At 49.8% G+C, this 26722-nt stretch carries 21 protein-coding genes; 15 read left to right on the plus strand and 6 right to left on the minus strand.

Annotated elements, in window-relative coordinates:
- Position 1 precedes the first annotated feature (1 nt).
- A complete protein-coding gene (locus ACYVJQ_RS09470) occupies positions 2 to 1453 on the plus strand; it encodes a hypothetical protein (RefSeq protein WP_460892831.1) in 1452 nt (483 codons plus the stop codon).
- 160 nt (positions 1454 to 1613) lie between these two features.
- Positions 1614 to 5069 carry a hypothetical protein gene (locus ACYVJQ_RS09475; protein ID WP_460892832.1) on the plus strand — a complete coding sequence of 1152 codons (3456 nt, stop codon included), beginning with the start codon at positions 1614 to 1616 and terminating at the stop codon, positions 5067 to 5069.
- A gap of 231 nt (positions 5070 to 5300) precedes the next feature.
- Here ACYVJQ_RS09475 and ACYVJQ_RS09480 read toward each other — a convergent pair whose 3' ends face one another.
- Positions 5301 to 5621: a hypothetical protein gene (locus ACYVJQ_RS09480; protein ID WP_460892833.1), complete on the minus strand. Its 321-nt coding sequence runs from the start codon at positions 5619 to 5621 to the stop codon at positions 5301 to 5303.
- 141 nt (positions 5622 to 5762) lie between these two features.
- On the opposite strand from ACYVJQ_RS09480, the gene ACYVJQ_RS09485 reads away from it, so the two are divergent.
- The 3 genes from ACYVJQ_RS09485 (at position 5763) to ACYVJQ_RS09495 (ending at position 8843) form a co-directional block, all read left to right on the plus strand.
- On the plus strand, positions 5763 to 6230 hold the full coding sequence (locus ACYVJQ_RS09485; RefSeq protein WP_460892834.1) for a hypothetical protein: 468 nt from the start codon (positions 5763 to 5765) through the stop codon (positions 6228 to 6230).
- Between the two features lie 207 nt (positions 6231 to 6437).
- Complete coding sequence (locus tag ACYVJQ_RS09490; protein WP_460892835.1) at positions 6438 to 8168, plus strand: BAR domain-containing protein; 1731 nt, start codon at positions 6438 to 6440, stop codon at positions 8166 to 8168.
- 12 nt (positions 8169 to 8180) lie between these two features.
- A complete protein-coding gene (locus ACYVJQ_RS09495) occupies positions 8181 to 8843 on the plus strand; it encodes a hypothetical protein (protein ID WP_460892836.1) in 663 nt (220 codons plus the stop codon).
- A gap of 208 nt (positions 8844 to 9051) precedes the next feature.
- Here the strand turns inward: ACYVJQ_RS09495 and ACYVJQ_RS09500 are convergent, their stop codons facing one another.
- Complete coding sequence (locus ACYVJQ_RS09500; protein WP_460892837.1) at positions 9052 to 10224, minus strand: BamA/TamA family outer membrane protein; 1173 nt, start codon at positions 10222 to 10224, stop codon at positions 9052 to 9054.
- 310 nt (positions 10225 to 10534) lie between these two features.
- On the opposite strand from ACYVJQ_RS09500, the gene ACYVJQ_RS09505 reads away from it, so the two are divergent.
- The 4 genes from ACYVJQ_RS09505 to ACYVJQ_RS09520 all read left to right on the plus strand — a co-directional run bounded on the left by ACYVJQ_RS09505 (position 10535) and on the right by ACYVJQ_RS09520 (position 15540).
- Positions 10535 to 11293: a DUF547 domain-containing protein gene (locus tag ACYVJQ_RS09505; protein WP_460892838.1), complete on the plus strand. Its 759-nt coding sequence runs from the start codon at positions 10535 to 10537 to the stop codon at positions 11291 to 11293.
- Between the two features lie 99 nt (positions 11294 to 11392).
- Complete coding sequence (locus tag ACYVJQ_RS09510; protein WP_460892839.1) at positions 11393 to 12106, plus strand: HD domain-containing protein; 714 nt, start codon at positions 11393 to 11395, stop codon at positions 12104 to 12106.
- Between the two features lie 11 nt (positions 12107 to 12117).
- Complete coding sequence (locus ACYVJQ_RS09515) at positions 12118 to 13785, plus strand: M14 family metallopeptidase (protein WP_460892840.1); 1668 nt, start codon at positions 12118 to 12120, stop codon at positions 13783 to 13785.
- A gap of 9 nt (positions 13786 to 13794) precedes the next feature.
- Entirely contained in the window at positions 13795 to 15540 is a 1746-nt protein-coding gene (locus ACYVJQ_RS09520) for a M14 family metallopeptidase (protein ID WP_460892841.1), read from the plus strand.
- 197 nt (positions 15541 to 15737) lie between these two features.
- On the opposite strand, the gene ACYVJQ_RS09525 is transcribed toward ACYVJQ_RS09520, so the two are convergent.
- Positions 15738 to 16508, minus strand: coding sequence for a hypothetical protein (locus tag ACYVJQ_RS09525; protein ID WP_460892842.1), 771 nt, complete (start codon positions 16506 to 16508; stop codon positions 15738 to 15740).
- Between the two features lie 129 nt (positions 16509 to 16637).
- Between ACYVJQ_RS09525 and ACYVJQ_RS09530 the strand changes: the two genes are divergently transcribed.
- The 5 genes from ACYVJQ_RS09530 (at position 16638) to ACYVJQ_RS09550 (ending at position 21973) form a co-directional block, all read left to right on the plus strand.
- The gene (locus ACYVJQ_RS09530) at positions 16638 to 16895 is read left to right on the plus strand and encodes a hypothetical protein (RefSeq protein WP_460892843.1); all 258 of its coding nucleotides are present in this window, start codon (positions 16638 to 16640) and stop codon (positions 16893 to 16895) included.
- Positions 16896 to 16965: 70 nt separating this feature from the next.
- Positions 16966 to 19533, plus strand: coding sequence for a DNA gyrase subunit A (gene gyrA / locus ACYVJQ_RS09535; RefSeq protein ID WP_460892844.1), 2568 nt, complete (start codon positions 16966 to 16968; stop codon positions 19531 to 19533).
- Between the two features lie 63 nt (positions 19534 to 19596).
- Complete coding sequence (locus tag ACYVJQ_RS09540; RefSeq protein ID WP_460892845.1) at positions 19597 to 20754, plus strand: tetratricopeptide repeat protein; 1158 nt, start codon at positions 19597 to 19599, stop codon at positions 20752 to 20754.
- Between the two features lie 197 nt (positions 20755 to 20951).
- Positions 20952 to 21341 carry a methylglyoxal synthase gene (locus ACYVJQ_RS09545; protein WP_460892846.1) on the plus strand — a complete coding sequence of 130 codons (390 nt, stop codon included), beginning with the start codon at positions 20952 to 20954 and terminating at the stop codon, positions 21339 to 21341.
- 86 nt (positions 21342 to 21427) lie between these two features.
- Entirely contained in the window at positions 21428 to 21973 is a 546-nt protein-coding gene (locus ACYVJQ_RS09550) for a DUF4136 domain-containing protein (RefSeq protein ID WP_460892847.1), read from the plus strand.
- Between the two features lie 124 nt (positions 21974 to 22097).
- On the opposite strand, the gene ACYVJQ_RS09555 is transcribed toward ACYVJQ_RS09550, so the two are convergent.
- On the minus strand, positions 22098 to 23222 hold the full coding sequence (locus ACYVJQ_RS09555) for a VIT1/CCC1 transporter family protein (RefSeq protein WP_460892848.1): 1125 nt from the start codon (positions 23220 to 23222) through the stop codon (positions 22098 to 22100).
- Positions 23223 to 23385: 163 nt separating this feature from the next.
- Between ACYVJQ_RS09555 and ACYVJQ_RS09560 the strand changes: the two genes are divergently transcribed.
- Entirely contained in the window at positions 23386 to 24240 is an 855-nt protein-coding gene (locus tag ACYVJQ_RS09560; protein WP_460892849.1) for a cyanophycinase, read from the plus strand.
- Positions 24241 to 24443: 203 nt separating this feature from the next.
- On the opposite strand, the gene ACYVJQ_RS09565 is transcribed toward ACYVJQ_RS09560, so the two are convergent.
- Together ACYVJQ_RS09565 and ACYVJQ_RS09570 are read right to left on the minus strand one after the other, a co-directional pair.
- A complete protein-coding gene (locus ACYVJQ_RS09565) occupies positions 24444 to 24794 on the minus strand; it encodes a hypothetical protein (RefSeq protein ID WP_460892850.1) in 351 nt (116 codons plus the stop codon).
- A gap of 50 nt (positions 24795 to 24844) precedes the next feature.
- Positions 24845 to 26389, minus strand: a complete 1545-nt coding sequence (locus ACYVJQ_RS09570) for an FAD-dependent oxidoreductase (protein WP_460892851.1) — start codon at positions 26387 to 26389, stop codon at positions 24845 to 24847.
- Between the last annotated feature and the right edge of the window lie 333 nt (positions 26390 to 26722).

A 26722-nucleotide genomic window follows, 5' to 3' on the forward strand; every position in this document is an offset into this window, starting at 1 on the left:
TATGGCAAAATTATTTGTATTCGGGATTGGGGGCACGGGCTCCCGGGTAATCCGCTCGCTGGTCATGCTCATGGCCGCCGGCGTGAAAATCAAGAACTGTGATAAGATTGTCCCTATCATCATTGACCCAGACACCCAGAACGGTGACATGAACCGCACCGTGGAATTGCTGAAGACCTACAAACACCTGCACTCCAAGCTGGGCCGCCGGGATGAAGGCTTCTTCCATACCGATATCAGTACCCTTTCCAGCATTGCCAATGACGGCAGCGCCAAGATCAGAGATAGCTTCGTGTATGACTTCGGGGGCATTAACAAGCCGTTCAAAGACCACGTGGGCTACAATCAGCTGGACATTGACTCCCAGGCGCTGGTAGACTTGCTCTTCACCTCAGAGAACCTCAACAATAGCCTGGATGTAGGCTTCCGAGGCAGTCCCAACGTGGGCTCCGTGGTATTGAATGAAATTATTGATTCCCCAGAGATGCGCTTCTTTGCCTCCAACTTCCAGGCCGGGGATAGGATCTTCTTTGTGAGCTCCATCTTTGGCGGAACCGGTGCAGCCGGCTTCCCGCTACTTCTTAAAAACTTCAAAGATGCGCATTCTACGCTCCCTAATGCGGCCAGCCTGAACAACGCCCTCACCGGCGCTATGGTGGTATTACCGTATTTCTCTTTGGAGCAACCGGCCGCCGGGCAACAAACCGATTATATTGACTCCAACGCCTTCACCACCAAAGCTAAGGACGCGCTTTCTTACTACCAGAACCACTTGAACGGCCTGAACGCCACCTATTACATGGGGGACACCCCAGACAAGCCACTGGAGAATAACCCGGGCCGCGCCAGCCAGAAAAACGATGCCCACCTGGTGGAGTTGTTGAGCGCCCTGGCCATTGTGGACTTCATGGATTACTCAGACAATGAGCTGCAAGGCAACGCCTTGTTCCATGAGTACGGCCTGCGCGAAGACGTAGATCATATCCAGTTCTCGCACCTGGACAATGAGACCCGTGACCGGATTGCCAAGCAACTCATCAGGTTCCATTACTTTGAGCGTTACTATGCCCAGCACCTGCCAGAGGATGCCCAGGCCGCTTATGCCAAAGGGGTAGACCTGCAAGGCGCCATCCGGAATGAGCCTATCTTCAAGGACCTGAATAAATTCCTTTCCAACCCAGAGTTTGGTTACCAGTCCTGGCTGAAGGAGTTGAGCCGGCAGGAGCGGACCTTCGCGGCCCTCAACCTCAATGAGACCGACTTCAACCGAATGGTTTCTGACAAGCAAGTGGAGACCGGTTTCCTGAACAAAGGCATTCACCAGGGCTCCTTTGTGAAAGAGCTCAACCGCGCTTCTGAGAGCATCTCTGACCGTGATGCGTTTGTGGCCACCATCAAGGCCTTTGAAGCCGCCACCAACAACCTGGTGGACGATAAACTGAAATATTCTTAACAAGGTAATTTACCTGAGTGAAAGATATGCGGGAAGCCTTTTGATTTAGAAAGTCTTCCCGCTTTCACCCGCTGTGAAAGATTAACCACAAGAAAAGCCCCCGGAAAGCGGATTCTGTTTTCAGCATCTTTTCTTAAAAACGCCTTTAAAACACGTAAACATGCCTAAAGTACTTCGTCTTCATAAAACCGGCTCAAACGTAGAGGGCTGGGCACAGACCAGCCAGATTACCAGCACCGAGATCAAAGACATGGTGGATGGCGCCGGTGGCAGGGCCCAGAAGATCAACGCGTCTATTCCTACGCCTTTTGCCCGCATGCACCTTTTTGAAACCGCTTTTGATTTTGTAAAGCAGGGCGTAGGCGGCAACAACAATACCATTTACCACCAGTTTGTGACCCACTTCTGGGATTTGTGGGAGCTCCTATACCACCACCAAAGCTACGCCCAGGGCGGCAACAAGATTGTGGTGCGCCGCTGGAACAAGCAGCAGCAATTGGCCAACATGCAAGCCAACCCCGGTACTCGCCTGCTAGGCAAGACCCTGGAGTTGTTCATGAATGACAATAGGTTCAGAAACGTAGATGAGCTGTTCCTTTTCTATCTGGAAACCACTAACGGTCAGGGCCAGCAGCGCATGCAATTGTTAGGCGGTACTTCTCCGCTGACCTTCCTGTTTGTGTCGCCCCACGTGCAGCCGCTAGGCATTAACCGTACGCACAACGCCGGTGTCTATTTTGACAACCATTACGTGCCCTTGCAGGACCGCGAGCAGGATTTCAAGGAGTATGTGCACAAGCTGTTCATGTCTAACCCGGCGTTTGTGCAGGCGTTCCCGGCCATCTATAACTCCTTAGATGAGCACCTGCTTAAGAGCATCAACATGTCTGGGGTGGTAGGGCAGAATGCCATCGCGGCAGACTATATTCCGTTGGTTGACCAGCAGCAGAACCCGGTGCACGTAGGCCACCTGAACTTCCTGGTGAAGAAGAATCAAACCGCCGTGAACAGCAGTGACCTGTTCCTGCGGCCAACCAATAACCGCTTCGCTGGGGACCGTCCTATTGTCCTCAAACCAGACCTGCGGTTGGCCCCGCACGTGAAATACGTGAACAACCTGGCCTGGCCAACCTCTACCCAGGTAGGGTACTCAGATGTCAAAGCCATTCCGGCGCGGTCTCTACCTGGCGTTGGGTTCAACTACCCGTACCTGACCATAAATGACCTGCTCCAGGAAACCATTGTGCAGGTACCCTATGAGGTGAACACCGAGCGCTTTTTCTCCGGCACGGTGCTTTTCCAGCCGGGGGTGACAGATAAGACCTTTAATTACCTGCTGCCTATCACCAGCCTGTACTTTGAGTACTTCACCCCTGAGGACCTGGCCAATCACCTTACCTTCCATATTGACGTGAACCACGTGCGGGTAACCCTGCAGGTTCCCACTGAGAGCGGAAATGTGGTGTATGAGCGCAGCTACTATGACAACCCGTTGAATTCAAAAGATGCCACCGGACAGGTGATCCCGGAAAAAGGCCATATCCTGAAGTCAAAAGTGGGCGTAGGCGTGTTCCCGTTCTATAAGTTTGTAGACGCTCCCACCTACAATGACTTCTACAAAGTGATGCTGGTAGACGAGGACATTGATCCGTTGCTGGTAAACAAAAACCACACGCTATCTTTCTACGCCGGCGGCAACCAGCTGGGCGAAGGCGGCGGCATCATTTCGGCTACCGGCACGCGCCGCACCAAGAAAAGCAACGCCAGCGCGGGCAGTACCTACTATGAAATCAGGGGGACCCACTTTGATTTTGCGGAGTTCACCCACCAGGGCGTGGACGTGGTAGGCAAGGCGCTGATCGTGCCAAGGTTTAGAGAGGTGCAGCAAGGCATCCATAACTTCACCTTCGCCATTGACTTCGGGACCTCTAACACTCACATTGCGTTTACCGCTGGCGCCAACCAGCCGCCCAAGGAGTTCTCCATCACGGCCAATGACTTGCAGCTGGTGATGCTGAACAAGCCTTCAGAAGATTCGGCGCTCACAGATTACCAGCGGTTCCACAAGCGGGGCTTCGGGCGTCTGTTCGCTGTAGAGACGTTGTTGAAGCGCGAGTTCATTCCGTTGATCATTGGGTCGGGTGGGTCTTTGTATTCGTTCCCGACTAGAACCGCCACCTGTGAGTCTATTGACTTTGAGAACCAGATTCCTAACCTGTTTGGGAACATCAACATCGGGTTCTCCATCAACACCGAGGGCACCCACCAGGACCAGTACAAGCAGACGTACCATACAGACCTGAAGTGGAGCGAGACGCTTACCAATACCGGCAAGCGCCGCATTGAGGCCTTCTTCACGGAGATCATGTACCTGATCAAAAACAAGGTGGTGCTTAACAACGGCAACGTGGCTAACACCAAGGTGGTGTGGTTCGCACCGCTGAGCTTTGATGACTACAGCCGCAATATGTTCCAGAACGTTTGGGACACGGTGTACCAGAATGTCTTCAAAAATGGTCGCAACACCGCCTGTATCACTGAGTCCGTGGCGCCGTTCTACTTCCTATCCAGAACAGGGGCCGTGGTGCCTAGCCAGGATGAGAACCTGATCAACGTAGACATAGGCGGTGGTACTACTGATATTCTGTTGTTTACCAACCGCAAGCCTTCGCACAGCTCCTCGTTCCGGTTTGCCGGAAATGACCTGTGGGGCGATGGCTTTGCCACGGTGAAAACCAGTAAGGACAACGGCCTCCTGCGCTACGGGGTGGACCACGTGCTACAGATCCCGCTCACTGATGAAGGCAAGGAATACAAGAAGTTCCTGGAGACGTCTCTGGACAATCCAGACTTTAACTCCGCGGACATCACCAGCTTGCTCTTCAGCTATGACAAAGAACTGCACTTCAGTTCTCAGTTGTTGCAGGCACGTCAGCTTCGCCTGATGTTCTACCTGCATTTCGGGGCCATGATGTATCACCTGGCGCAGCTCACCAAGCAGCTGGACACCAAAGTGCCGCGGTATATCTGCTTTAGCGGTCAGGGAAGTTTGTACATCAAGCTACTGAGCGCGGGTAATAACCTGTCTAACGTGGAGCGCTACGCTAAAACCATCTTCCAGAAAGTGACGGGCCAAGAGGCGCCAGGTAACTTCAAGCTGGTACTGGTAGACAACCCTAAGCAGGTAACGGCCAACGGCGGGGCTCTGGCCCTGGACGGCGCCAATCTGTCTGACCTGACGGATATTCCGATCATGCGCCCAACTGGTTCAGCCAATAGCGCGGATGCCTTGCTTCCGGTGAACAAAAGCCAGATTTCTTCTACCATTCGGCAGGAAGTATTGGAGAACGTGATGGAATGCCTGCAGCTGTTGTTAGATGATGCAGATGTGGCCCCTTTGATGCGGTCCATGGGCGTGGAGGTAGATCCGCACTGGGTGTTGAATTTCATGCGCAATAACATTCAGGACAGCTACACCATGGTGTTGGAGGAAACCCTACGTGGGCTTTCTGACCGGGAATTGTTGCCAGAGACTATGTTCTTCATGCCTCTGAAGCAGTCGCTGTACCTGTTGTCTAAAGAGCTATACCACCAACAGGTGGGAGCCATTGTCTAAGCGAATCCAGAGTCCGTGCTTCTGCTGTAAAACAGGGGCGCGGACTTTTACTATGAAAACCTTATAACAGAAAAGTACCTTATGGAGTACATTGCAATCATTTTAGGGGTATTAGGAGTGGCAATTGCCATCTTCGCCCTAACCAGAATAGGTACCCTATCCAACCGGGTAAGCCGTCTGAACGAGAAAATCAACAACCTGGACCAGAAACACCAGGAGGCGAAAAGCCAGTTAGCCCGGGCCAATAGGAACCAACCGCAACAGGCTTCGGCCAAAGTCCCCCAAGACAGACCAACCCGTCAACCCCAGACGCCTGCGCAGGAGCCCCGCCAAAGACAACAGCAACCACAGCAGCAATCCGGAAGAAGCCAGCAGGCTCAAGAAGGAAGAGGGAACGCCCCACAACAGGAACCCCGGCAGGGACAAGGTCAACCGCAGCAACAACGGCAGCCCCAGAACCCGCGTCAGCCCCAGCAGGGCCAACCGGGACAGGCCGCTCAGCAACCACAGCAGCCTCGCCAAGCGCAGCAGCAGCAGCAGCAGCAGCAGCAAGGCCAACCTCGTCAAGGCCAACCAAGGCAAGGAGCAGGCAACCCTGGGGAACAACCTGTCCAACAACAACAACAACAACAACAACAACAACAACAACAACAACAACAAAAGAAAAGGAGAGAAAACCCACCAAGAGATGCTATGAATACTTCAGAAGGGCAACCAAACCAAAACAGACCCCAGCAGAACCCACAGGCTTCGCTGGGGTCAGACCTTGTAGGAGGCGATCTGCTTTCTGAACTCACCAACCAACAAACCCCTGAGCCAGTGCAGCCGCAGGAGCCGCAGAGCAAAACGGCGTTTGCCATTATTCCGGAAGACGGGGTGATCAAGCAGCACCAACTGCAGCAGAGACCAGATTCTGACAGCTACCTGGAAATTGACAACCCGGCTGCGAGCAACAGCAATAGCACCGCTTACCGATTTAACTTATCGGGAAACCAGGCCTTCGTGATCTCACAGGGCATGGACCGTTTAGAGAACGCTTTCTCTTTTGAGAAACCAACCAACCGCCAGGTAAGCCAGATTGTGCAGCAGGGCGATGGCCTGTTGACCAAGGTAGGCAACGGCTGGAAGATTGAACGCAAAGCCCGGATTGATTTCCGCTAGGAATCCCTTTTCTTAACAAAAGCAGGCCGGGCGAAATGCCTGGCCTGCTTTTGTTGCGTTTTACCGTTTTAAGCCCGTTTTTTGTAAAACAGGCTTAAAACAGAAAGCTAACTTTAGGCGGCGCTTCTTTAAAGCATAATCCATTGCCTTAGTGCTAGATAACACCAGGCTCTTATTCTTTTTCTTCCATTTACTCACCCCAACCCCATGCAAGGTATTTTCTTTTTAGAGGCATTCCTGATTTTGATAATCCTGGGCTACCAGCTGTTTATCTACCGGGCCAATAAAAGAAAGATTGCGGCCGTAGAAGAGCTCTTCCCACCAGAAGGTCACTTGTCGGTACAGGAGCACATGCTGGAGACAGCCCATGCCTCGGGCCGTAATCCCATGCCTCCTGAACAGGTGTGGGCCAGCATCATCAAGGCACAGCCTTTCCGGGAATATTCGCCCACCAACCCGGTCTTGAAACGGGTGCTGGCCGTAGGCGAAGACCAGTTACAGATAGAGGTAAAAGGCGGCACCGTTCCGCTGTATTCCATCAGCAAAGAACGCTTTCAGCAGTTGCTGGCCAAAGGCAATATCTACCTGGAGGAAGGTGGGCAAGAGGCCTGGGACGAGCCCCGGGTACTTTCCGGGGAGATGATGACCATTGACCTCCTGGAGGCCCGCAAACCGTCGCCTACCTTTCAGAAAATCCTGCATAACACCAATGAGTACCTGCGCCTGAACAAAGGAGCTGCCGCCGATTTTGAGATCCTCAAAGACGTGGCAGAGCGCTACGCCGATGCCCAGGATGATGAAGTGCAGTCCACTATTGCCACGCCGTTGTACGTGGGTCTACTGGGTACTTTCTCGGGTGTAATTATAGGCTTGTCTAGTTTAATCTGGTCGGGGAGTCAGTCAGAAGGGTCTGCGTTTATCACCGATGAGAACATTCCTTCGTTCCTGTTTGGGGTTTTGATTGCCATGACCGGCAGTTTTCTGGGGCTCTTGCTCACCTTGATTGGTAATAATGCCCTTAAGAACGCCCGGAGCACCCGTGACCGTCTCAAAAATGAGTACTACACGTTTCTGCAGACCCACCTTCTGCCTAAGCTCAACTCAGACATGGCGGCCAGTTTGGGTAACCTCAAATCAGTGCTGGACTCTTTTAACCGTGATTTCCTGGACAAGATCCTGGGCTTCCGGCCTATTGTGGAGACGCTCACGGAGAACATCAGCATACAGAAAGACTTTATTAAGAAGCTGGATGAGATTGGCTTTACTCAGATGGCCAATGCCAACCTGCAGGTGTTTGACAAGATCAAGGAAAGCGAGCGCCTATTCATGAATTTCCTGCAGTACCAAGAGGCCTTGAACGAATCAGTTCGGCAGGGTGGGGAACTTACGCAAAACATTTCGCAGGTGCTGAGCCGGCTTACTTCTTTACAGGAAGGGTTTGACAAGGTGCCGGGCTACCTGCAGCAGCATGATGAGAATATTCAGCGCCAGATCCATTTCTTTGACCGTCATGAGGAAGACCTGGACAGCATTGCGCAGCGCACCGAGCAGTATTTTGATAAGGCTGCCCTTCGGCTTACCGACCTTATGGAAGCCCGTCTGCAACACCAGGAACGCGATGCCCAGAATGCCTATGAGAAGTGGCAGGAACACTTCAGGAGGCTCAATGAGGACAACATTTACCAGCGTATTCTGGATTACATGCGGCCCTTTGAGAACCTGCAACAGCAACAGGAACGGCTGGGCACCCAACAACAGCTTTTGGCCGGCCAGGTGAACCAAACCAATGACCGGCTGCTCCAGAAAATAGAGGAAGACGCCCAGATCCAGCAACAATTGCTCAAGCAACTGGCAATCTTGAACGCCAACTTGGAAAAGAGCATGGAGCCAGGGCCTATCAAGGCAGCCATGGGCAAGATTTTCGGGACTAAACGGTAAGCGGCTATTACCATGAACAAGGAAAACCGAGATTTCTTCTGGCCCAGTTATGTAGACCTCATGACGGTGCTCTTTCTGGTGATGCTGGTGCTTTTTATTTTGAGCTTCAAAATGTTTAGGGACAAGGCCGCTGAAAATGAGCGAAACATTGCCCAATTGCAGGTAGAGGTGCAGGAGAAAAGAAAGCTGGACGAGATTAAAGCCGCCCTTTCACGGCTGGAAGGGAAGTACTTTACTTACAACCAGAAATACAAACGCCATGAGCTTTTGGTGGATGTGATCTTCCCGCAAAGTAGCGCCGAAATTCCGGCTCGGGCATTGCAACCGTTGCGACAGGCGGGCATAGAATTGAGCAAGGTAGTCAACTCCATCAGTGACCAGGAAGTAAAGTACCTGATTGTGATTGACGGCCGGGCCGCCAGTTTCCCAAGAGGAGATCAACGTAACATCACGCAGCGCGAATACGCCCTGGAGCTCAGCTACAAACGGGCCTTGGCGCTGCTTCAGTTCTGGCAAAATGCTGGCATTAAATTCCCTAAAAACCGCATAGAGCTCATTGCCTCTGGCAGTGGGTTTGAAGGGGCCGGCCGTACTGGAGATACCCGTGACCGCCGCTTCGTGATCCAGATTCTGCCCAAGGTGGGCGCGCTGGAAACACGCCGCATCACCAGGTAAAGCAAGACTTTTTGGTTGATTAATCGTCCAAGTTCTTACACCAGAGAGGCGTATAATGTAAAAGCGTTTCGGGCCTGTTTTTCCAAAAACAGGCCCGAAACGCTTTTTTTCTTCTTCCTCAAATAAACTTGATACCTTAAGGTTTAAGAAGTAATCCTATTCATTAATTATAGATTCTTGGTTTAGGCCTGTTTTTAGAAAAACGGGCTTAAAACGCCTCAGCGAAGGAGAAGTAAATGTACATACCCTGGTTAGAGAAGGCTACATCGCCACGCACCACCATGCCTTCATTGTTCAGTTTGTAGCGTACCCCGCCGCCGCCGGTTAGGTGGAATCGGTCAAAGGAAAAATCATTGGTGCCTTTGGCTACCTGGCCAGCTCCGCCAAACACGGCGCCACCAAATCGCCAGAAAAGTGGGAAGCGGTAATCTGCCTGGGCCACCAGTGCATTCTCATCTCTGAAACGTCCTTCCAGTAAGCCCCGCATCACGTACACGCCGCCAATTGGCGACAGAAACTGGAAAGGTGTATTACCGGTGGTGAAGGTATATAGGCCCTGTACGGCTAGTACACCTGGGCCAATGCCTGATTTGTATTTCCGGAGGTCAATTTTATAGCGGGCAAAATTGTGGTCGCTGCCCATGAATTTCTGGAAAATCACCGCCGATACCTGGTGGTAGGATCCTTTAGTGGGGGTAAACAGATTGTCGCGGCTGTCATAGATCAGGACCGGGCCCAGGCCCGAGGCGATGGTACCGGTGCTACCTATAATGTCACCGGCGGCCAGTTGCCCGTTTTCTACCATCACTGGTATGTCTTCTTTCTTAAATTCATACCTTCCGCCCAGATACAGTTTGTTGGTGATCTTTTGCTCATACTGGCCAGTGGCGTTAAACGTGCGGCTGGTGTACGCTTCTTCGTTATCATCTGGGGTGTCATTGCCAATCCCGAAGAAAAAGTATGGGTAGTCATTATATTCCAGCAGCCCATTAAAATGCCGGGCGTTCTGCGGGCTCCACACATCAGCGGTGAAGGCGGTAAGAATCTGTTTACGGGTGGTATAAATGAGCGTAGGCGAATAGGAGGTAGGCCGGTCTGAAGGTAAATGGCCCTTATGCTTGCGCACGTGTATCAACTTTATTCCAAACCCGAACTGTGTTTCTGGGGTGTAATAAGCCACCGGAAAGAAATTCCACTTTTGGGTGGCAGGGGCAATAGAGTCTTGTGCCGCCGGTGGTTCTTTTTCCAAGGCAGCCGAATCTACAGACAGCATGGGTACAGGAGTAATGGGCTTTACCTGCGAAGTGTCCTGCGTGACTTGCCCCAAAGCCAATTGGCTGGAGGCTAAAATAGCAATGCCTATAAGTAAGTTTGTTTTCAACGAAAGGTTCTTTTGTAGTTTGGGTCTCTATACGTACGCTACTGAATTTATATATAATAATTGTTATTTACTATTTAAAAAATGCGCGAAGGCTCCTAAAATCCTAAACATAAGCTGCGTTTCGGCAGTTTGGCTTTGGTATTGGAATGATTTTTAAAAGAATCGGTAGCTATTCTGAATCATAGCATAGAATTTGCATCTAACTGGCAACCTTAAAAAAACCAGGCATTGCTTTTAGGAAATGGGTAAGGTAATAACCCTTCTTTGGGTTAATAGTTTTTATAGTCGTTTTACACAAGGAGTTAACAACATGAAAAAAATAATAGGTCTGTGGCTGGTGCTGGTAGCGCTGTCTTTTACTGTAAAGGAGTTTGACTCTCCGGTTTTCGCTCAGTCAAAACCCATAAGCCATGCAGCATTTAACCAGCAGCTTAAGAAATTTGTCTCGCCTAACGGTACCGTCAATTACAAGGCCTGGCGGCAAGAACGGCCGGCGCTGCAAGCCTACCTTAAGTTATTGAGCGACAACGCGCCCAGCAACAAATGGACCCAGCAAGAGCAGTTGGCCTACTGGATCAATGCCTACAATGCCTTTACCATTGAGCGTATTTTAATGGATTACCCGGTCAAAAGCATCAAAGACCTGGGCGGAAAAATTACGTTCGTCAATACAGTCTGGGACCAGAAGTTCTTTAAAATAGGCGGCAAGCCTATGGATTTGAACTACATTGAGCACAGCGTCCTCCGGAAGAATTTTGAAGAACCCCGCATCCATTTCGCTATTGTCTGCGCCTCGGTTTCCTGCCCTAAACTCCGGAACGAAGCCTATACTGCTGCCAACCTGGAGAAGCAACTGGAAGACCAGACCATTCAGTTTATCAACGACCCGTCCAAAAACAAGATAACCGCTAACAAGGCCGAGCTGTCAGAGATCTTCAACTGGTTCTCAGGTGATTTTAAAAAGAACGGAACAGTAGTGCAGTTTGTGAACCGTTACAGCAAGACCAAAGCCAACCCTAATGCCAAGATCAGTTACAAAGACTATAACTGGGGCCTGAACGGAATCTGATTTGACCCTGTTTTTGAAAAACCGGGCTCTAAACGCCCTAATGCCTAACCAAAGCCCTGTATCTGCGGGGCTTTGGTTTTTTTTGGGTAATTTTCGGCGATGAACGCGGAAGAATTGGTGGCAGTGACTGCCCAACACCTAGAAAGCTTATTTGCCGGCGAAGGCTCCGGCCATGATTGGTGGCATATCAAAAGGGTCTGGCAGAACGCCATCCAGATAGGAAAAAAAGAACAAGCCGACTTGACGGTGGTGCAACTGGGTGCCCTGCTTCATGACATTGCCGACTGGAAATTCCACCACGGGGATGAAGAGGCTGGACCAAAGGCGGCTCAGGCATGGCTGCAGCGCCACCAGGCCCCGCAGGAGTTGATTGATAAGGTTTGCCAGATAGTGCGTGAAGTCACCTTCAAAGGCGCCGGGGTAGATACCACACCTTCCACCCTGGAAGGAAAAGTGGTGCAGGATGCTGACCGTCTGGATGCTATTGGCGCCATTGGCATTGGTCGGGCATTTGCCTACGGGGGCCATAAAGGAAGGGAAATGTATCACCCTCACCAGGAGCCGCAGCTACACGCCTCTTTTGAGGAGTACAAGAAAAACCAGGCCCCCACGTTAAACCATTTCTATGAAAAGCTTTTCCTGCTCAAAGAACGCATCAACACGGCGGCAGGTAAGGAAATGGCTCTGGAACGCCATCAATACATGCAGCAGTTTGTGCACCAATTCTTACAGGAATGGCACGGTCTAGAGGAGGTGCCTTCGGCCTTTCAACTGGACATAAACCACCCGCAGGCAGGGGTAGAGAAAGCTTGATTTTCCCTTACATGAGTACTTTCCTTAAAGCGTCTTTTCTGGGTTTGGCCACTTTGGCAGCCGTTGGCACCTCCAGCCTGGCCCAGCAACGCGATTACCAAAGTTATGACCAGCTCACGGCCCGCCTGAAGCATTTAACCAATAAGTACAGCAAGTTAAGTTCGCTTACCACTATTGGGAAAACCGCCACGGGCAAGGAAGTCTGGCTGTTGACTTTGGGCCGGGATAATGCGGTCAACAAACCGGCCATCGTTATTGCTGCCGGCGTGGAGGGTACCCAACTGGCTACCACCGAACTTACCATGCAAATGGCCGAGCAAATGCTGGAGGCCGCCATGATCCAAGATTCGGTGCGGGAGTTACTGCAGAAAAAGACCTTTTACATATTTCCTAACCTTTCTCCCGACGCCTCTGAGCAATACCATGAACCGTTGCGCTGGGAACGGTCCGCCAATGCCCAGCCCACGGATGATGACCGTGACGGGCGCATGTTTGAAGACGCCTTTGAAGACCTGAACAAGGATGGGCTGATTACTATGATGCGGGTAAAATCTCCAAAGGGGCTTTATCGTCCGTCCTTTGAAGACCCAAGGGTGATGGTCAAAGCAGATACCACCAAAGGAGAAAAGGGAGGCTATTTGCTGCTCACCGAAGGCATTGACAATGACAAAGACGGCAAATGGAACGAAGATGCCGAAGGGGGCGTGGTGTTCAACCGTAATTTTTCCTATGACTTTCCTTATTTCCAGGTTGGGGCGGGCGAGCACCCTATGTCAGAGCGGGAAACCAAAGCCTTCGCCGATTTCATGTTTGAGGCGAAAAATGTGTTCGCTGTTTTTGTCTTCGGTCCGGCCAATACCTTATCCTATCCTTTTGCCTTCGGGGCAGCCAAATCTTCCCCGGTAACCTATCCCGGCCCATTGTCTAAAGATGCCGTGGTGCAGGAAAAAATTTCAGCGCTTTACAACCAAAAAATCTCTCCCCAAAATGCTCCTAAAGAGCTACCTGTAGGTGGTGACGTGGTGCAATGGGCTTATCATCATTACGGAAGGTTCAGTTATAGCACGCCCGGCTGGTGGATACCAGAAGTGGCCCCAGCAGATTCCACCTTCATGCAGGGCGTAACAGCCTCTGAGTCTAGCCAGGAGGACCTCAATTTTTTACGCTGGGCCAAGGTGAATGATGTTGCTGGCGTCTTTGTGAACTGGCAGCCCGTACCACACCCAGACTTTCCCGGCGAATTGGTGGAAGTGGGAGGGTTGGCCCCTTATGTGAAGCAAACGCCACCCCTGCGTTTTTTAGCACCGGTAGCCCAGCAGCATTTCCAATTTTTCTCGGCGTATGCCAACTGGATGCCCATGCTGCAAATAGAGAAAATTATTACCGAAAAGCTTGCCGGCGGAAACACCCGCGTGACGGTGGTGGTTTTCAATGCGGGTGCACTCCCTACCCATTCTGAAGTGGGAGAGAAATCTAAATGGGTCCAGAAAGTAAAAGCTTCCCTGAAACTCCCCGAAGGACATTCCCTTATTTCCGGGAATCTGGTACAGGCTTGTCCTACCCTTGCCCCCGGGCAAAAAGCCAGTTTTAGCTGGGTGGTAACAGGCAAAGGATACATTACCCTTACGGTGGGTAGTCCAGCCATTGGGCAAAAAACAAAGGAAGTATTCATTAATTAGGGCCATCCAATGAAGAGAAAATTTCTGCCCGCATTTGTGTTGCTCCTTGGTCTGCAATTGCCTGTATTGCTGCCGGCAACTGCGCAATCTAAATTACCCCTTCTCCAGAAAGGGGCAGCTCCTGCAACTCCAAAGGTATCTATAGACTGGAACCAACGGTTGGACTACGCAGCCCTGACGGATATTTGCCGGCAATTGGCCAAAGCTTACCCCAATTTGGTGCAGCTGGAAACCATTGGCAATTCTTATGAGGGCCGGCGCATTTGGGCCTTAACCCTTTCTGATAACAGGACCGGCGACCCTGAGCGCAAACCAGCGTATTACCTGGACGGCTCCATATTCTCCCACGCAGACCAGACCCCGGAAAATGCCCTGTACACAGCCTGGTATCTTCTGGAGAATTATTCCCAGGAGCCATTTATCCAAGAGCTTCTCCTTCAGAAAACCCTTTATATTCTGCCCTCTGTCTTTCCAGATGCCCTGGAAAAGCAAAATGGTAGTCAAAAGGCTGTCAACGCGTCAAGGTTAGGGCTTTCCTTTTTTGATGATGATAACGATGGCCTGGTAGATGAGGACCAACCGGAAGATATAAACCAGGACGGTTTTATCACCTACATGCGGCGCAAGTCCCCACTAGGCCATTATGTAGTGGACCCGAAAAATTCGCTTAGGTTGATCCCAGTCAAGCCGGGGCAGAAAGGGGAGTATGAACTACTTGGCCTGGAAGGATTTGATGCTGACGGGGATGGTGCCGTAAACGAAGACCCACCCGGCTACCAGGATGCCAACAGTGACTGGGCCTGGAACTGGCAACCCGAGCACCTGAAGGGCCACGCCTCCAGGTACCCATTTTCCCTGCCAGAAAACCGCGTGGTGAAAGATTTCATTCTCAAGCACCCCAACATTGCCGCGGCCCAGAATTATTATCACCATGCTTCGCTTTCAACCGGCCAGCATATAGGACAGACGGAGGACCTTTACCAAAATGAAGAAAACCAACTTAAAGCAAATTTAGCAGAACTCACCCAGGTCTTACTGCCGGATTACCCCAAAGCTGCTGGCCATCTGCAAGCATATAATGCTTTTGGTGGTCAAATGGAATGGCTGCGCGCGGCGCGTGGCATTGTCACCTTCAGGAATGAATTGGGGCCTGGATCTATAAACCAGGAGTATGCTTTGGCCCCCAACCAAGACCAGGAACAAAGGCAAGGGGGCAGTCAGCCTCTAGGTCAGGATGCCTATCTAGAATGGATTCCTTTTAATCACTCCACGTTAGGCGCTATTGAAATAGGAGGACCTAGGTACCACTATAGCCAAGAAAATGCAGATGGAAACCTCCAGGAAGTAGTGGCACACCGGAACTTGCTTTTCACCCTGCTGCAGGTCTACCACACCCCTCAAATAGAAATAAAAGACGTAGAAGTTAAACCTCTTGCCAATGGGTTTTCAGAAGTGAGGGCTACGGTTGTAAACACCAGATTAATGCCCACCCACTCAGCCCATGATGTGAGAAATAAAATTGAGCGGCCAGACTATATTACCTTGAAAGATTCAACAGTAGTGGCAGGCAGTTTTAAGGTGTCTGAAGGGGAAGGCGCTTTTGTTGAGCAAACCTATATTCCGGCCCGGCTGGAGGTGCCTACCATTCCGGGCAAGGGAGCCGTTCAGGTGAGATGGGTCGTAAAGGCCGCGCAGCCAATCCTGGAGATTGAAGTAGATAGCCGGAAGGGGGGAACTGTTTGCCAGCGTTTCTAGCCCGTTTTTCAGAAAACAGGCCTAAACCAGCTTGCGCTTTCTAGAAATCTTACCAAACTTCTCTTCCAGTTTTTTAAGCTTTGCAAAGTAAATTCTGCTATAAAAAAAGCTTTCCTGTTTTAAGGCTGTTTTTACAAAAACGGCCTTAAAACAGGAAAGCTTTTTATTTGAATCTCCTCCTGAAAAGAAGGCAGAAATTATAAAGATTGGTAATAGGAAACCACCTTCACTAAATCGGCTTCAGAAGCCATGGCCAATTTCTGGCTGGCAATGTAAGCTTTCAGTTTTTCAGATTGGTTGGGCAGCGCCTCTACAATAGATTTCTTGTTGAGCTTCACCTTTTGCATGGAGCCGTTGGCCACCACATAGTATTGCACTTCGTCAATGATCTCATCAAAGGTCTGGCCAGAGCTGTAGGGGCCTTTAAAGTTAGCGTCAATCTTCTTCTTGCCTATCCGTTTCACTAAAGCCACCTTTCCGTCCTGGCTTTGCTGCAGGACCGCAAAAAAGGCTTCCCGCAGATTTTGGTCTAAGGCCTTGGCCTCCTGAAACCGTTTAAAAACAAGGGCATTGCCTGTAGTGGGTACCTCCAGGGAAAATGTTATAACCGGGGTGGTACTAAACACCACTGTATCTTTCGTAGAGGGCATAACCGCCTGCAGGGAATTGGAGAAGGCATCATATTTCAACCTCACTCCTTGGAAAACCTCAGATTTACCCGCATTTCCCGTCTTAATTTCTACCGTGCCCGGCACGAAGGCATCCAGGAAATAGGGGCTTCCTTTCATTCCCTGGTACCGGTTATCAAAGATTTGCACGTTGGCGTCTGCACCCTTAGAGGTCAGTGCCTGAAGGTTAGCCTGCCCAGCTATTCCCTGCGGCGGGGTACCAGTCTGAGAGAAAGCGGCCAAAGGACCTGAAAGGCCTAGAACCAACAGAAAAACGGGTTTAGAAGTAAAAAAAGACATAAGGCTGGGTATACTATTTTATAGAATTAAGCTTTACTAATGTAGGGTTATTTAATGATTCCTCAAAACATAAGTGGTTCAGCCCAGAAATAGTTTATTTTGCAGAGTAAATGATGAAAATTCCTGGTTATGGTGCAAAGAATTAGTAAACGCGTAGTTCCGGTTTTAGTCCTTTTTGTGGGTAGTCTGGCTTTTTCCTGCCGGCCGTCTTGCCCCATTCCATCTTGCCAGACCCGCATGGTGCACCGGCACGGTGAAGGCGAATACAGGGGCAGTCCGTGGTACAAAAAACAGAACCCCAGAATAGGCGAAAACCTGGACAAACCCTCTAAGGAAATGAAGCAGCAAATGGAAGGAAAGAGTAGCCAGAAGAAGCGCAAAAATTAGCTTTTCACTATCTTTATTCGTAAATTGCAAGCTTACAAAAAGTACAAATTTTAAGCTCTATTGAAGTAAAATGGCAGAAAACGAGCGGATAATTCCCATTAACATAGAAGACGAGATGCGCGGCGCGTACATTGACTATTCAATGTCCGTAATCATCTCTCGCGCCCTTCCAGATGTGCGTGATGGCCTCAAGCCTGTGCACCGCCGCGTGTTGTATGGAATGTCTGAATTGGGAGTATCCTATAACAAAGCATACAAGAAATCGGCCAGGATTGTAGGGGAGGTGCTAGGGAAATATCACCCCCACGGTGACTCCTCTGTTTATGACACCATGGTGCGTATGGCCCAGCCCTGGTCTTTGCGCTATCCCCTGGTAGACGGCCAGGGTAACTTCGGTTCTATTGACGGTGACTCCCCAGCTGCCATGCGTTACACAGAGGCCCGCCTGAAGCGGATAGCCGATGAACTGCTGGCCGACCTGGAGAAGAACACCGTAGACTTTGTCCCTAACTTTGATGACTCCCTCAAGGAGCCCAGCGTGTTTCCGGCCAAGTTCCCTAACCTGCTGGTGAACGGTACTTCTGGTATTGCGGTAGGAATGGCCACTAACATGGCACCCCATAACCTGACCGAGGTAGTAAACGGAACCATTGCCTTTATTGAAGACCCTGAGATCAGCATAGCGGATCTTATGAAATACATCACGGCCCCAGATTTCCCTACGGGTGGTATTATCTATGGGTATGATGGGGTGAAGAATGCCTTTGAAACCGGCCGTGGCCGCGTAATTGTTCGGGCCAGGGCGGTTATTGAAACCTCCAGCACCGGCAAAGACCAAATCATTGTCACGGAGATTCCTTACATGGTGAACAAAGCCGCCATGATTGAGAAAACCGCGGCCCTGATCAACGAGAAAAAAATTGAAGGCATCTCTGACCTGAGAGATGAGTCTGACCGTGAAGGCCTTCGTATTGTTTATGATCTTAAGCGTGACGCGGTGGCCAACGTGGTACTGAACAATCTGTTCAAGTACACGCAGCTGCAGTCTTCTTTTGGCGTGAACAACGTGGCCTTGGTGGGGGGCAGACCAATGACCCTCAACCTCAAAGACCTGATCAAGCACTTTGTAGATCACCGCCATGAGGTAGTTATCAGAAGAACCCAGTATGAACTGGAGGAAGCCCGGAAGCGGGCGCATATCTTAGAAGGCTTACTGATTGCCCTGGACAACCTGGATGAAGTGATAAACCTCATCAGGGCTTCCAGAGATCCAGAGGTGGCGCGCACTGGCTTAATTGAGCGTTTCCAGCTATCTGACATTCAGGCCCGGGCTATTCTGGAAATGCGTCTGCAACGCCTGACCGGTCTGGAGCGTGATAAGATCCAGAAAGAGTATGAAGAGCTGATGAAGCTGATTGATTACCTGACGGAGGTACTAGCTGATGAAGGCCTGCGCATGAGCATCATTAAGCAGGAACTGATTGACATCAGGGAACGCTACGGTGATGAGCGCCGCACGGCAATTGAAATGGTATCCAGTGATATCTCCCTGGAAGACATGATCCCAGATGAGAACATGGTGATCACTATCTCGCATGAAGGCTACGTGAAGCGTACCGCCCTGACCGAGTACCGCAGCCAAAGCCGCGGGGGCGTAGGTTCCCGCGGGGCAGCCGCTGGTAAGCAAGATGACTTTACTGAGCACTTGTTCATTGCCAGCACCCACAACTATCTGCTTATCTTCACTGAGTCTGGCCGTGTGTTCTGGCTTAAGGTGTACGAAGTGCCGGAAGGCGGAAAAACCACTAAAGGCCGGGCCATCCAGAACCTGATCAATATTGAGAAGGAAGACAAGGTGCGGGCGGTGATTAACGTTCATGGTTTGAAAAACCCAGACTATGTGCTCAACAATTACCTGGTATTCTGTACTGAACAAGGCACTATCAAAAAGACGCCGCTAGAGGCTTACTCAAGACCAAGAGCCACCGGTATCCAGGCCATCACTATCAATGAAGGTGACCGTTTACTGGATGTGCAATTGACCAATGGCGCCAATGATATCATCATCGCCCTGAAGTCGGGCAGAGCCGTTAGGTTCCCTGAGGAGAAAGTGCGTACTATGGGCCGTACGGCCGCCGGGGTACGCGGCATAACCCTGGCCAATGAAGAAGACAAGGTAGTTGGTATGGTTTGTGTACATAATCCAGAAACCAATTTACTGGTAGTATCTGAGAAAGGCTTCGGGAAACGTTCATTACTGGAGGAATACCGGATTACCAACCGGGGCGGTAAAGGCGTGAAAACCTTGAACGTAACCGAGAAAACCGGGCATCTGGTAGCCATCATGGGCGTAATTGATACAGATGACCTCATGATCATCAACCGGTCTGGCATAACTATCCGTTTACGGGTGGCAGATCTGCGGGTGATAGGCAGGGTATCACAAGGCGTGCGCTTACTTAGACTCAACGAGGGAGATGAGATCTCTTCCGTGGCTAAGATTGAAGTAGAAGACAAGGCCGAGGTAATCATGAATGAGTCTGAACTTCCCATAGAGGAGGCACTCAATCCGGAGGACCTGGTGGACCCAGAAACTTCTGCAGATTTAACAGATCCTGAAACTATTAGCGAGAACTAAGCCCCGGCTTGGTTCTCCCAATTTTTACAACCAAAACAACTATCCATTAACGTAAAGAAAGCAATGAGAAAGTTTCTTTTAACTGCAGCAGCGGCAATTTCCATGCAAGTGGCCTTCGCCCAGACTTCTGCCATCACCAACGCCGTAATGTACCAGCAGAAAGGTACCCTTGATAAGGCCAAAGCTGAGATTGACAAAGCGGTGGTAAACGAAAAAACGGCCAACAACCCTAAAGCCTGGTATTACAAAGGCGTGATCTACATGGACATGGCGGGTCACCCGGTATACGGCAAGCTCATGGACCAAAGCAAGGCTACCAAAGAGGCCTTTGAGGCCTTCTCTAAAGTTCCTGCCTTGGAAGCCAACTCCAAGAAAAAGGAGTTCACTGAAGACGCTAACAAGCGGAAGGAAATCCTGCAAGGTAATATGTACGCCCTGGCCTTGAACGCAGGGGTAGAGCAGTACAATGCCAAGAACTTTTCTGAAGCGCAGAAGTCTTACCTGGAAGCCATCAGCTATAAGCCTGAAGATACCACCGCCTATATCTACGCGGCTTATGCCGCCGCCGGAAACAAGGACTATGAGGGTGCCAAGAAATTATACACCCAATTGGTAGATAAAAACCTGGCTTCTGCAAATGTTTACGGTCAATTGCTGTATATCTCTGCCAACGTAGACAAGAACGATAAAGAGACCATGGCTATTTTGGAGAAGGCTCGTGCCAAGTACCCAAATAACCGTGATTTCATGTTGCAAGAACTGGATATGTTCATCAAATCTGGCAGAGAGCAGGAAAGCCTTGCCAAATTAGATGCCGCCATTGCCGCTGACCCTTCTAACGCCAACCTGTACACCGTAAAAGGAAACCTACTGGAACGCACCAAAAAGCCGGAAGATGCTTTAGCCGCTTACAAAAAAGCTGCTGAGTTAGACCCTACCAATTTTGATGCCCAGTATAATCTAGGCGTATACTACTTCAACAAAGGCGCTAACCTGAACAACAAAGCCAACAAAATGAGCCTGGCCGAGTACCAGAAAAGCGGGAAAGCCGTGCAAGCCGAAGCCAAGAAATTTTTCGCGCAAGCGTTGCCTTACTTTGAGGCCGCCCTTAAGTCTCAGCCTAAAGACCGTACCACCATTCAGTCACTCCTGAAAGTGTATACCGCTTTAGACAGACCAGCTGACGCCAAAAAAATGGACGCCCTTCTACAGACCTTGTAGTCCGGTTTTCCTATGTTTTGTAAAAAGGGCCTCATTTGAGGCCCTTTTTTTATGCCTGCTCCATTGATACATGGCAAAGACTGGCTCAGTTTTCTGTTTTAAGCCTGTTTTCAATAAAACAGGCTCAAAACAGAAAACCTGTTACCTTTCAATCTTAAATAAAACCTGTAGTTTTAGCCCATCAAGAATCTGATGCTATGTCAAAGACGAAACGAATTGCTGTGATAGCCCATGATGGCATGAAAGCTGAAATGGTGGCCTTTGTAAAAGACCATGCCGCCTTATTTAAAAACTCCAAACTGTTTGCCACCGGTACCACAGGCCAGTACGTGCAACAAGCCGGTCTTACAGTAAAGAAACTGCTTTCTGGTCCTAAAGGCGGTGATGCGCAAATTGCCAGTATGGTAGCTGAGGGCAAACTGGATGCCGTTATTTTTTTTAGAGATGCCTTGGGCAAACACCCTCATGAACCAGACGTGCAAATGTTGCTTCGCCTCTGTGACCTCCATAATGTAGCTCTGGCCACCAACCCTTCCACCGCTAAATTATTGGTACTGGGCCTGGAAACCCAGATGGCCCAGGAGTAGAAAACCTCCAGACTAAGCCTGTTTGCGTGGCAGAACCTTGTGATGATTCTCCGGTATAAAAGAAGAGGACCTTTTATGCGCATTATATGGCTAGATGGAGAGTTGGGGCAGGGCTGGCACTATTGCTCTGGGTGACAAGTTGCAGTACAGTACGGGTAGTAAGGCAGGAGGCCGCAGACTCGTTCGCGCTGGCTGCCTATATAACCTTTGATTTTTATGGTGAAGACCAGGTCTTGTCGGATTCCCTGTCACAGGAAGACCACCGGAACATGGAAGTCCTTAAAAAGGAGGTGGCCCAACAATTGACAAGAAGAGGCTTGACCAGAAACCCGCAGGCGCCCGACTTGCTGGTGAACCTGGGCATGGTGGTAAAAGAGAAGGACCAGACCCGTGAAACCACCTTTGGCCGTGACGCCCCTTATTACATGGGCCAGCGCCGGTATACCTGGAAGAGTCAGGAAGTGAAAGTAGGCGAGTACAAAGAAGGGACCATTTCCCTACATCTGGTGGACCGAAGCAAAAACGAATTAGTTTGGCAGGGGGAGGTAGAGGCAATCCTTCCTAAGAAGCAAACTTCTGCTGAGGAGCGGATCAAGGAAGGAGTCGACGCTTTATTCAAGAAAATAAAGTAACTTTTGTTTTGGGCCTGTTTTTTAGAAAACAGGCCCAAAACAGAAACGGTTTTTGAAATGTATTTTCAGCGTCTTTTTGAGATATCCTTTTCAGAACCGCCTTTTATCCCTGTTTTGTAAAGGCTTATCCAGCCAGGGATATGCCTAACCATTTGCCTATAAAGAAAGTAATGGCCGCCGCCGCCAACCCAAACAGCACCTGACGGAAACCAGAGAACCAGACACTTTTACCGGTAAACAATGTTATGGCTGCGCCAATTATAAACAGCCCCAGCGTGCTGAAGACCAGGCTTTGCATAATGGCGCTACTGCCAGCGGTGTAGAAAAAGGGGATAACTGGTAAGATGGCGCCCACCGCAAACAGCAAGAAAGAGGCAATGGCCGCCTCCCAGGCAGAGCCCTGCAATTCCTCCCGGTTAATGCCCAGCTCTTCTTTTACCAGAATCTCATGGGCGCGTTTGGGGTCAGCCATGGCTTCGCTGGCCATTTGGTGCGCCTGTTCCTCAGGTAAGCCCTTGGCAATATAAATGAGGGCTAGTTCCCGCAATTCTCCTTGGGGGTTGGTTTCAATCTCCACCATTTCCAGCGCCATTTGCCGCTCATACAGTTCCTGCGAACTCTTCACCGAAATCCATTCGCCCAAAGCCATGGACAAGGCCCCGGCTAAAAGGCCTGCTAATCCGGCCAGCAAAACGCCACTGCCTCCGTTGGTGGCGCCGGCCACGCCCATAACCAAACTCATATTGGAGACTAACCCGTCGTTGGCCCCCAACACCGCTGCCCTAAGCGCGTTTCCGCCAATAGACCTATGCTTGCCTTCTATGCGGGAAATATGCTCCCCTGAGACTTTGCTTTTATTGTTGAGCAAGGTCTGCAGAATCCGCACGTGGTTCACCTCATCGCCGGAAGGCGGGATTTTGCTTTTCTCCTTGGCAGACAGCTGCGCCACGGCAATGCTTTTCTCAGTGTCCATGAGCACACCGATCACGTAGCCATACCCCAAAATCTTTCCTAGTTTATCCAGCACCCGGGCCCGCCAGGAGGGAGAAGGCAAGGGAACTTCATGTCCTTCTTGCCGAAGTCTTTGCTGCATTTTGCTAGCGTGCTCCTTTTCTATTTCCCCTAGTTCCTGAAACAATCGGGCAATGGCGGGCACTTCTTCGGCAGCGGCAATACGGCCGTAGAGAAAGGCAGCATCTACTTCGGTCTGCAGGCTGTCTTGGTACTTTTTGCCAGAGGCTGAGTTCATAGTATTTGGTTGGTTCCTTCTAGGCTCTAACTTAAACTTATCTTATTGGGAATACGAATTTGAACAGCAAAAACCTGTATAGAACGTAAGAAATAAATAAGGTAAACTCCTGATTTTAAGTGAAAAGAACCTAAAGAAGAAAGGCCTTATTTACCATACCACCATGCAGGCACCAAAAGGAAAAATAGTAGCCATAGGAGGGAACGAAGACAAAGGAACCGCTGCGGGTCTGGTGAATACCACCACCCGTAAAAAGAAACTCAAGTTCTTTGATTACGGAATCCTAAAGCGAATTCATGATGAACTTCATGGTTTAGGCAGCCGCATAGAAGTAGTCACCACCGCCTCCCATATCCCAGAGGAGATGGGCAAGATCTACACAAAAGCCTTTCTCTTGCTTGGGTGCGACAACGTAGGGGTGCTAGACATTACCTCTGCGCAGGACGCTAATAATCCCCAAATTCTGGAAAGACTTAATGCCGCGCATGGCATCATGTTTACGGGTGGGGATCAAAGCCGTATCTCAGATGTTTTTCTAGGCACTGAAGCGTTGGAGCTTTTTAAGAGGCGATACCAGCAGGAGGATAAGTTTTTGATTTCGGGGACCAGTGCCGGAGCCATGGCCTTGTCACAGATTATGATTAAAGGGTCCTGGGAGCAGAATGTGCTGGTGAAAGGAATGGTTAACCAGGGCAGGGGATTGGGGCTTTTAAATGAGATAATTATAGACACGCATTTTGTAAACCGGCGGCGTATTCCACGTCTTATTGAAGCCATAGCCAGAAACCCAAATCACCTGGGAATAGGCTTAGGGGAAGACACCGGCATTTTGGTGAAGGAAAACCACTGGATTGAAACCATTGGGTCAGGCCTGGTCATTATTATTGATGGGCGCCATCTGGAAGAAAACAACTATAGAAATGCCAAAGAAGGAGAGGCCCTTTGCCTGGAACATCTGGTAATGCACGTCCTGCCCAAAGGAAGACGCTACAACATTGCCACCGGCGAATTTCTATAACATACCAATGGCCTTTTCTGGCACCATTCAGTTTTGATGCTTTCCTTCAATTCGTAAATATTTAAGTCGCTAATTAAATATTGCCTCGAGAGCTTGTTCGGGCTTGGGATTTCTTCCAGCTTTTTATGAATCAATTACTTCGGTAAGTAAGGAGGAAGCAGTACTTATTTCCTTGGTTGCTGCTATTACTACTTTTTAACTTCTCATTGGTTATTCTGGAAGGCAAAAATAAGCAGCAACACAAACCCGGTCACAGCCAGTAGTCCATGACCGATTGCCAATAGTTTGGGGATAGGCTTATTGGTTAAGTCCCGGTACACCATAAAGACACCTCCGGCCGCGGCTAAAATGAAAAGAATAAGGCTTTCTATGGGGTTTGGTCCGTCTTTGAAAATATAGATCAGTAAGAGTACTACGCCAATCACAGCCATAGGGCCGTGGCTGAAAACAATGGCCTTCGGCGTTTCCTTTCCGCGTAACACAAAGGTTAACAGGTACATGCCTAGCAATGCGGCTAAGGCAAAGAACCCAATGGAAGTATAAATAATGGTCATGGTAAGAACGGTTTTGGTAGTGTAGGAGGGTTGGCTGGCAGGGAAGGGGTTTAGGTAAGTTTTTCGGTTTGTTCATTTACCTGTTTTCGCTCCAGATTGAGGATGGCAGGCCCTTCAATCACGCTTCCATCAATCATGAACCGGCTACCATGGCAAGGGCAGTCCCAGGTGTGTTCCGCATTGTTCCAGTTTACAATACATTTCATGTGCGTGCAGACCGCTGAACACACATGCAGTTTGTTGTCCTCGTCCCGGTACACCGCTAGTTTTTCAGATTCCACTTCCATGGTTTTGCCTTCGCCGGGCTGAATATCTTTGAAATGGTGCACTTGGCCCGCGGGGATATCCTTTAGGTATTGCGCCGCTACATTAAGGTTTTCCTTTATAAACTGCCCGGCCGTAGCCAGGTTGGTGCCTCTGGTGGCATCGAAGGCTTCACTCCAGCTATTTGCCTTTTTAAGAATCATATCGGCTAGTCCTATCCCTGCCACGGTTCCATAGATCAGCCCATCGGCGTAGTACCCGGTAGCGATGTAGGTTCTTTGGGCGCCTTTGTGGGTTAGGCCAATATATGGTACGCCATCACCGGAGCGGTAATGCTGCGCTGACCATCGGTATTCCACGGAGGCCACGTCAAAGTGCTTCCGGGCGTAATCTTCCAACTGGTTGAAGTAATGCTGGTATTCCTGGTGCAAGGCCTGGCCGGTTTTATGGTGGTTACCCGCAATCATGAGCATGTCCAATTCCATAGAATCTGTGCTATGGGTGGTAATGGCATGGTGCTTTTCATCATTGTGCCAAAAATAGGCATCGGGGTACTGGCCATTTTTTAACCGAACCGCCACCACGTAACTTCTATAAGGTGAGGCCACCGTCTGCACCGAATGGATGCCTATGGGAATATGGGTAGCCAACACCACCTGCTTGCAAGTGACAAGTCCATGATTGGTTTTAACAAGGCAATGGTCTTCCTTTTCTTCATAGTCAAGGACGGTGGTATGCTCAAATATCTGGCAACCGCTCTGGGCAATAGAGGTGGCCAGACCCAACACATACCTTAGGGGATGAAACCGGGCCTGGTTTTTTAAATGGGCCGCTCTTTTAAGGCCAGGAAGTGTGAGATAGGGGACTTCTGTAACAAAAGTGGCGTCAAAACCTGCTTTGTTTAAGGCCTCCACTTCGTCTTCAATGGTAGATACCATCTTATCGTCCTGAGTGAAAAAGTACCAGGGCCTACGGGAGAAGTGACAATCAATTTTTTTCTGTTGGGTTTGCTGCTCAATGAAATCAAGGGCCGCGCCGCGCGCCTGGGCCACAGTTTTCATCACAATTTCATTTCGGCTTTTGGAGATAGAATGCAGGTAAGGGCCAACGGGCACATATAAATTCCCGGTAGACCAGCCTGTAGTTCCGCCGCCAACACGCCGGGCTTCCAGCACAGCCACTTTCAGTCCGGCATTGGTAAGCTGCATTGCCGTGGTAATACCTGTGATTCCGCCGCCAACAATAGCAACATCAACCTCAAGGTTACCTTCAAAGGCAGGAAATTCAGGACGGTTTGGGGTAGTGGCTTCCCAGAATGATTGAGTGTGCATGATGTCAAACTTAAGGTGAACTAATAAAAGAACTACCCGCCTGCACAATCCTTTCTAAACGTAGTTAAAAACTTATTTCTCAGAAACTTATATGTATACGCTTTTGAAATAAAGATGGGTTGGTTAGAATAAAACAATGAACCTGAGCTTCTGGATTTAATTCAGTTTTAAGAAATAGAGAATGTTTTTCCAAGAAAAGGAGTTCTGATTTGATAAGTAAAGACACTAAAGCAACAATTACCTTTTTTAGGTGAGAGAAGCTTTCTTTTCAGGAATGGAGAGGTTCAACTTTAAGAGTTGATCTAAAAAGAAGACTATAATCTGAATACCCTG

This window comes from Rufibacter soli (assembly GCF_054781795.1).

Coding starts and splice junctions, on each gene's coding strand:
- ACYVJQ_RS09470 (WP_460892831.1), top strand. CDS start 2: ATGGCAAAATTATTTGTATTCGGGATTGGGGGCACGGGCTCCCGGGTA.
- ACYVJQ_RS09475 (WP_460892832.1), top strand. CDS start 1,614: ATGCCTAAAGTACTTCGTCTTCATAAAACCGGCTCAAACGTAGAGGGC.
- ACYVJQ_RS09485 (WP_460892834.1), top strand. CDS start 5,763: ATGAATACTTCAGAAGGGCAACCAAACCAAAACAGACCCCAGCAGAAC.
- ACYVJQ_RS09490 (WP_460892835.1), top strand. CDS start 6,438: ATGCAAGGTATTTTCTTTTTAGAGGCATTCCTGATTTTGATAATCCTG.
- ACYVJQ_RS09495 (WP_460892836.1), top strand. CDS start 8,181: ATGAACAAGGAAAACCGAGATTTCTTCTGGCCCAGTTATGTAGACCTC.
- ACYVJQ_RS09505 (WP_460892838.1), top strand. CDS start 10,535: ATGAAAAAAATAATAGGTCTGTGGCTGGTGCTGGTAGCGCTGTCTTTT.
- ACYVJQ_RS09510 (WP_460892839.1), top strand. CDS start 11,393: ATGAACGCGGAAGAATTGGTGGCAGTGACTGCCCAACACCTAGAAAGC.
- ACYVJQ_RS09515 (WP_460892840.1), top strand. CDS start 12,118: ATGAGTACTTTCCTTAAAGCGTCTTTTCTGGGTTTGGCCACTTTGGCA.
- ACYVJQ_RS09520 (WP_460892841.1), top strand. CDS start 13,795: ATGAAGAGAAAATTTCTGCCCGCATTTGTGTTGCTCCTTGGTCTGCAA.
- ACYVJQ_RS09525 (WP_460892842.1), bottom strand. CDS start 16,508: ATGTCTTTTTTTACTTCTAAACCCGTTTTTCTGTTGGTTCTAGGCCTT.
- ACYVJQ_RS09530 (WP_460892843.1), top strand. CDS start 16,638: ATGGTGCAAAGAATTAGTAAACGCGTAGTTCCGGTTTTAGTCCTTTTT.
- gyrA (WP_460892844.1), top strand. CDS start 16,966: ATGGCAGAAAACGAGCGGATAATTCCCATTAACATAGAAGACGAGATG.
- ACYVJQ_RS09540 (WP_460892845.1), top strand. CDS start 19,597: ATGAGAAAGTTTCTTTTAACTGCAGCAGCGGCAATTTCCATGCAAGTG.
- ACYVJQ_RS09545 (WP_460892846.1), top strand. CDS start 20,952: ATGTCAAAGACGAAACGAATTGCTGTGATAGCCCATGATGGCATGAAA.
- ACYVJQ_RS09550 (WP_460892847.1), top strand. CDS start 21,428: ATGGCTAGATGGAGAGTTGGGGCAGGGCTGGCACTATTGCTCTGGGTG.
- ACYVJQ_RS09555 (WP_460892848.1), bottom strand. CDS start 23,222: ATGAACTCAGCCTCTGGCAAAAAGTACCAAGACAGCCTGCAGACCGAA.
- ACYVJQ_RS09560 (WP_460892849.1), top strand. CDS start 23,386: ATGCAGGCACCAAAAGGAAAAATAGTAGCCATAGGAGGGAACGAAGAC.
- ACYVJQ_RS09565 (WP_460892850.1), bottom strand. CDS start 24,794: ATGACCATTATTTATACTTCCATTGGGTTCTTTGCCTTAGCCGCATTG.
- ACYVJQ_RS09570 (WP_460892851.1), bottom strand. CDS start 26,389: ATGCACACTCAATCATTCTGGGAAGCCACTACCCCAAACCGTCCTGAA.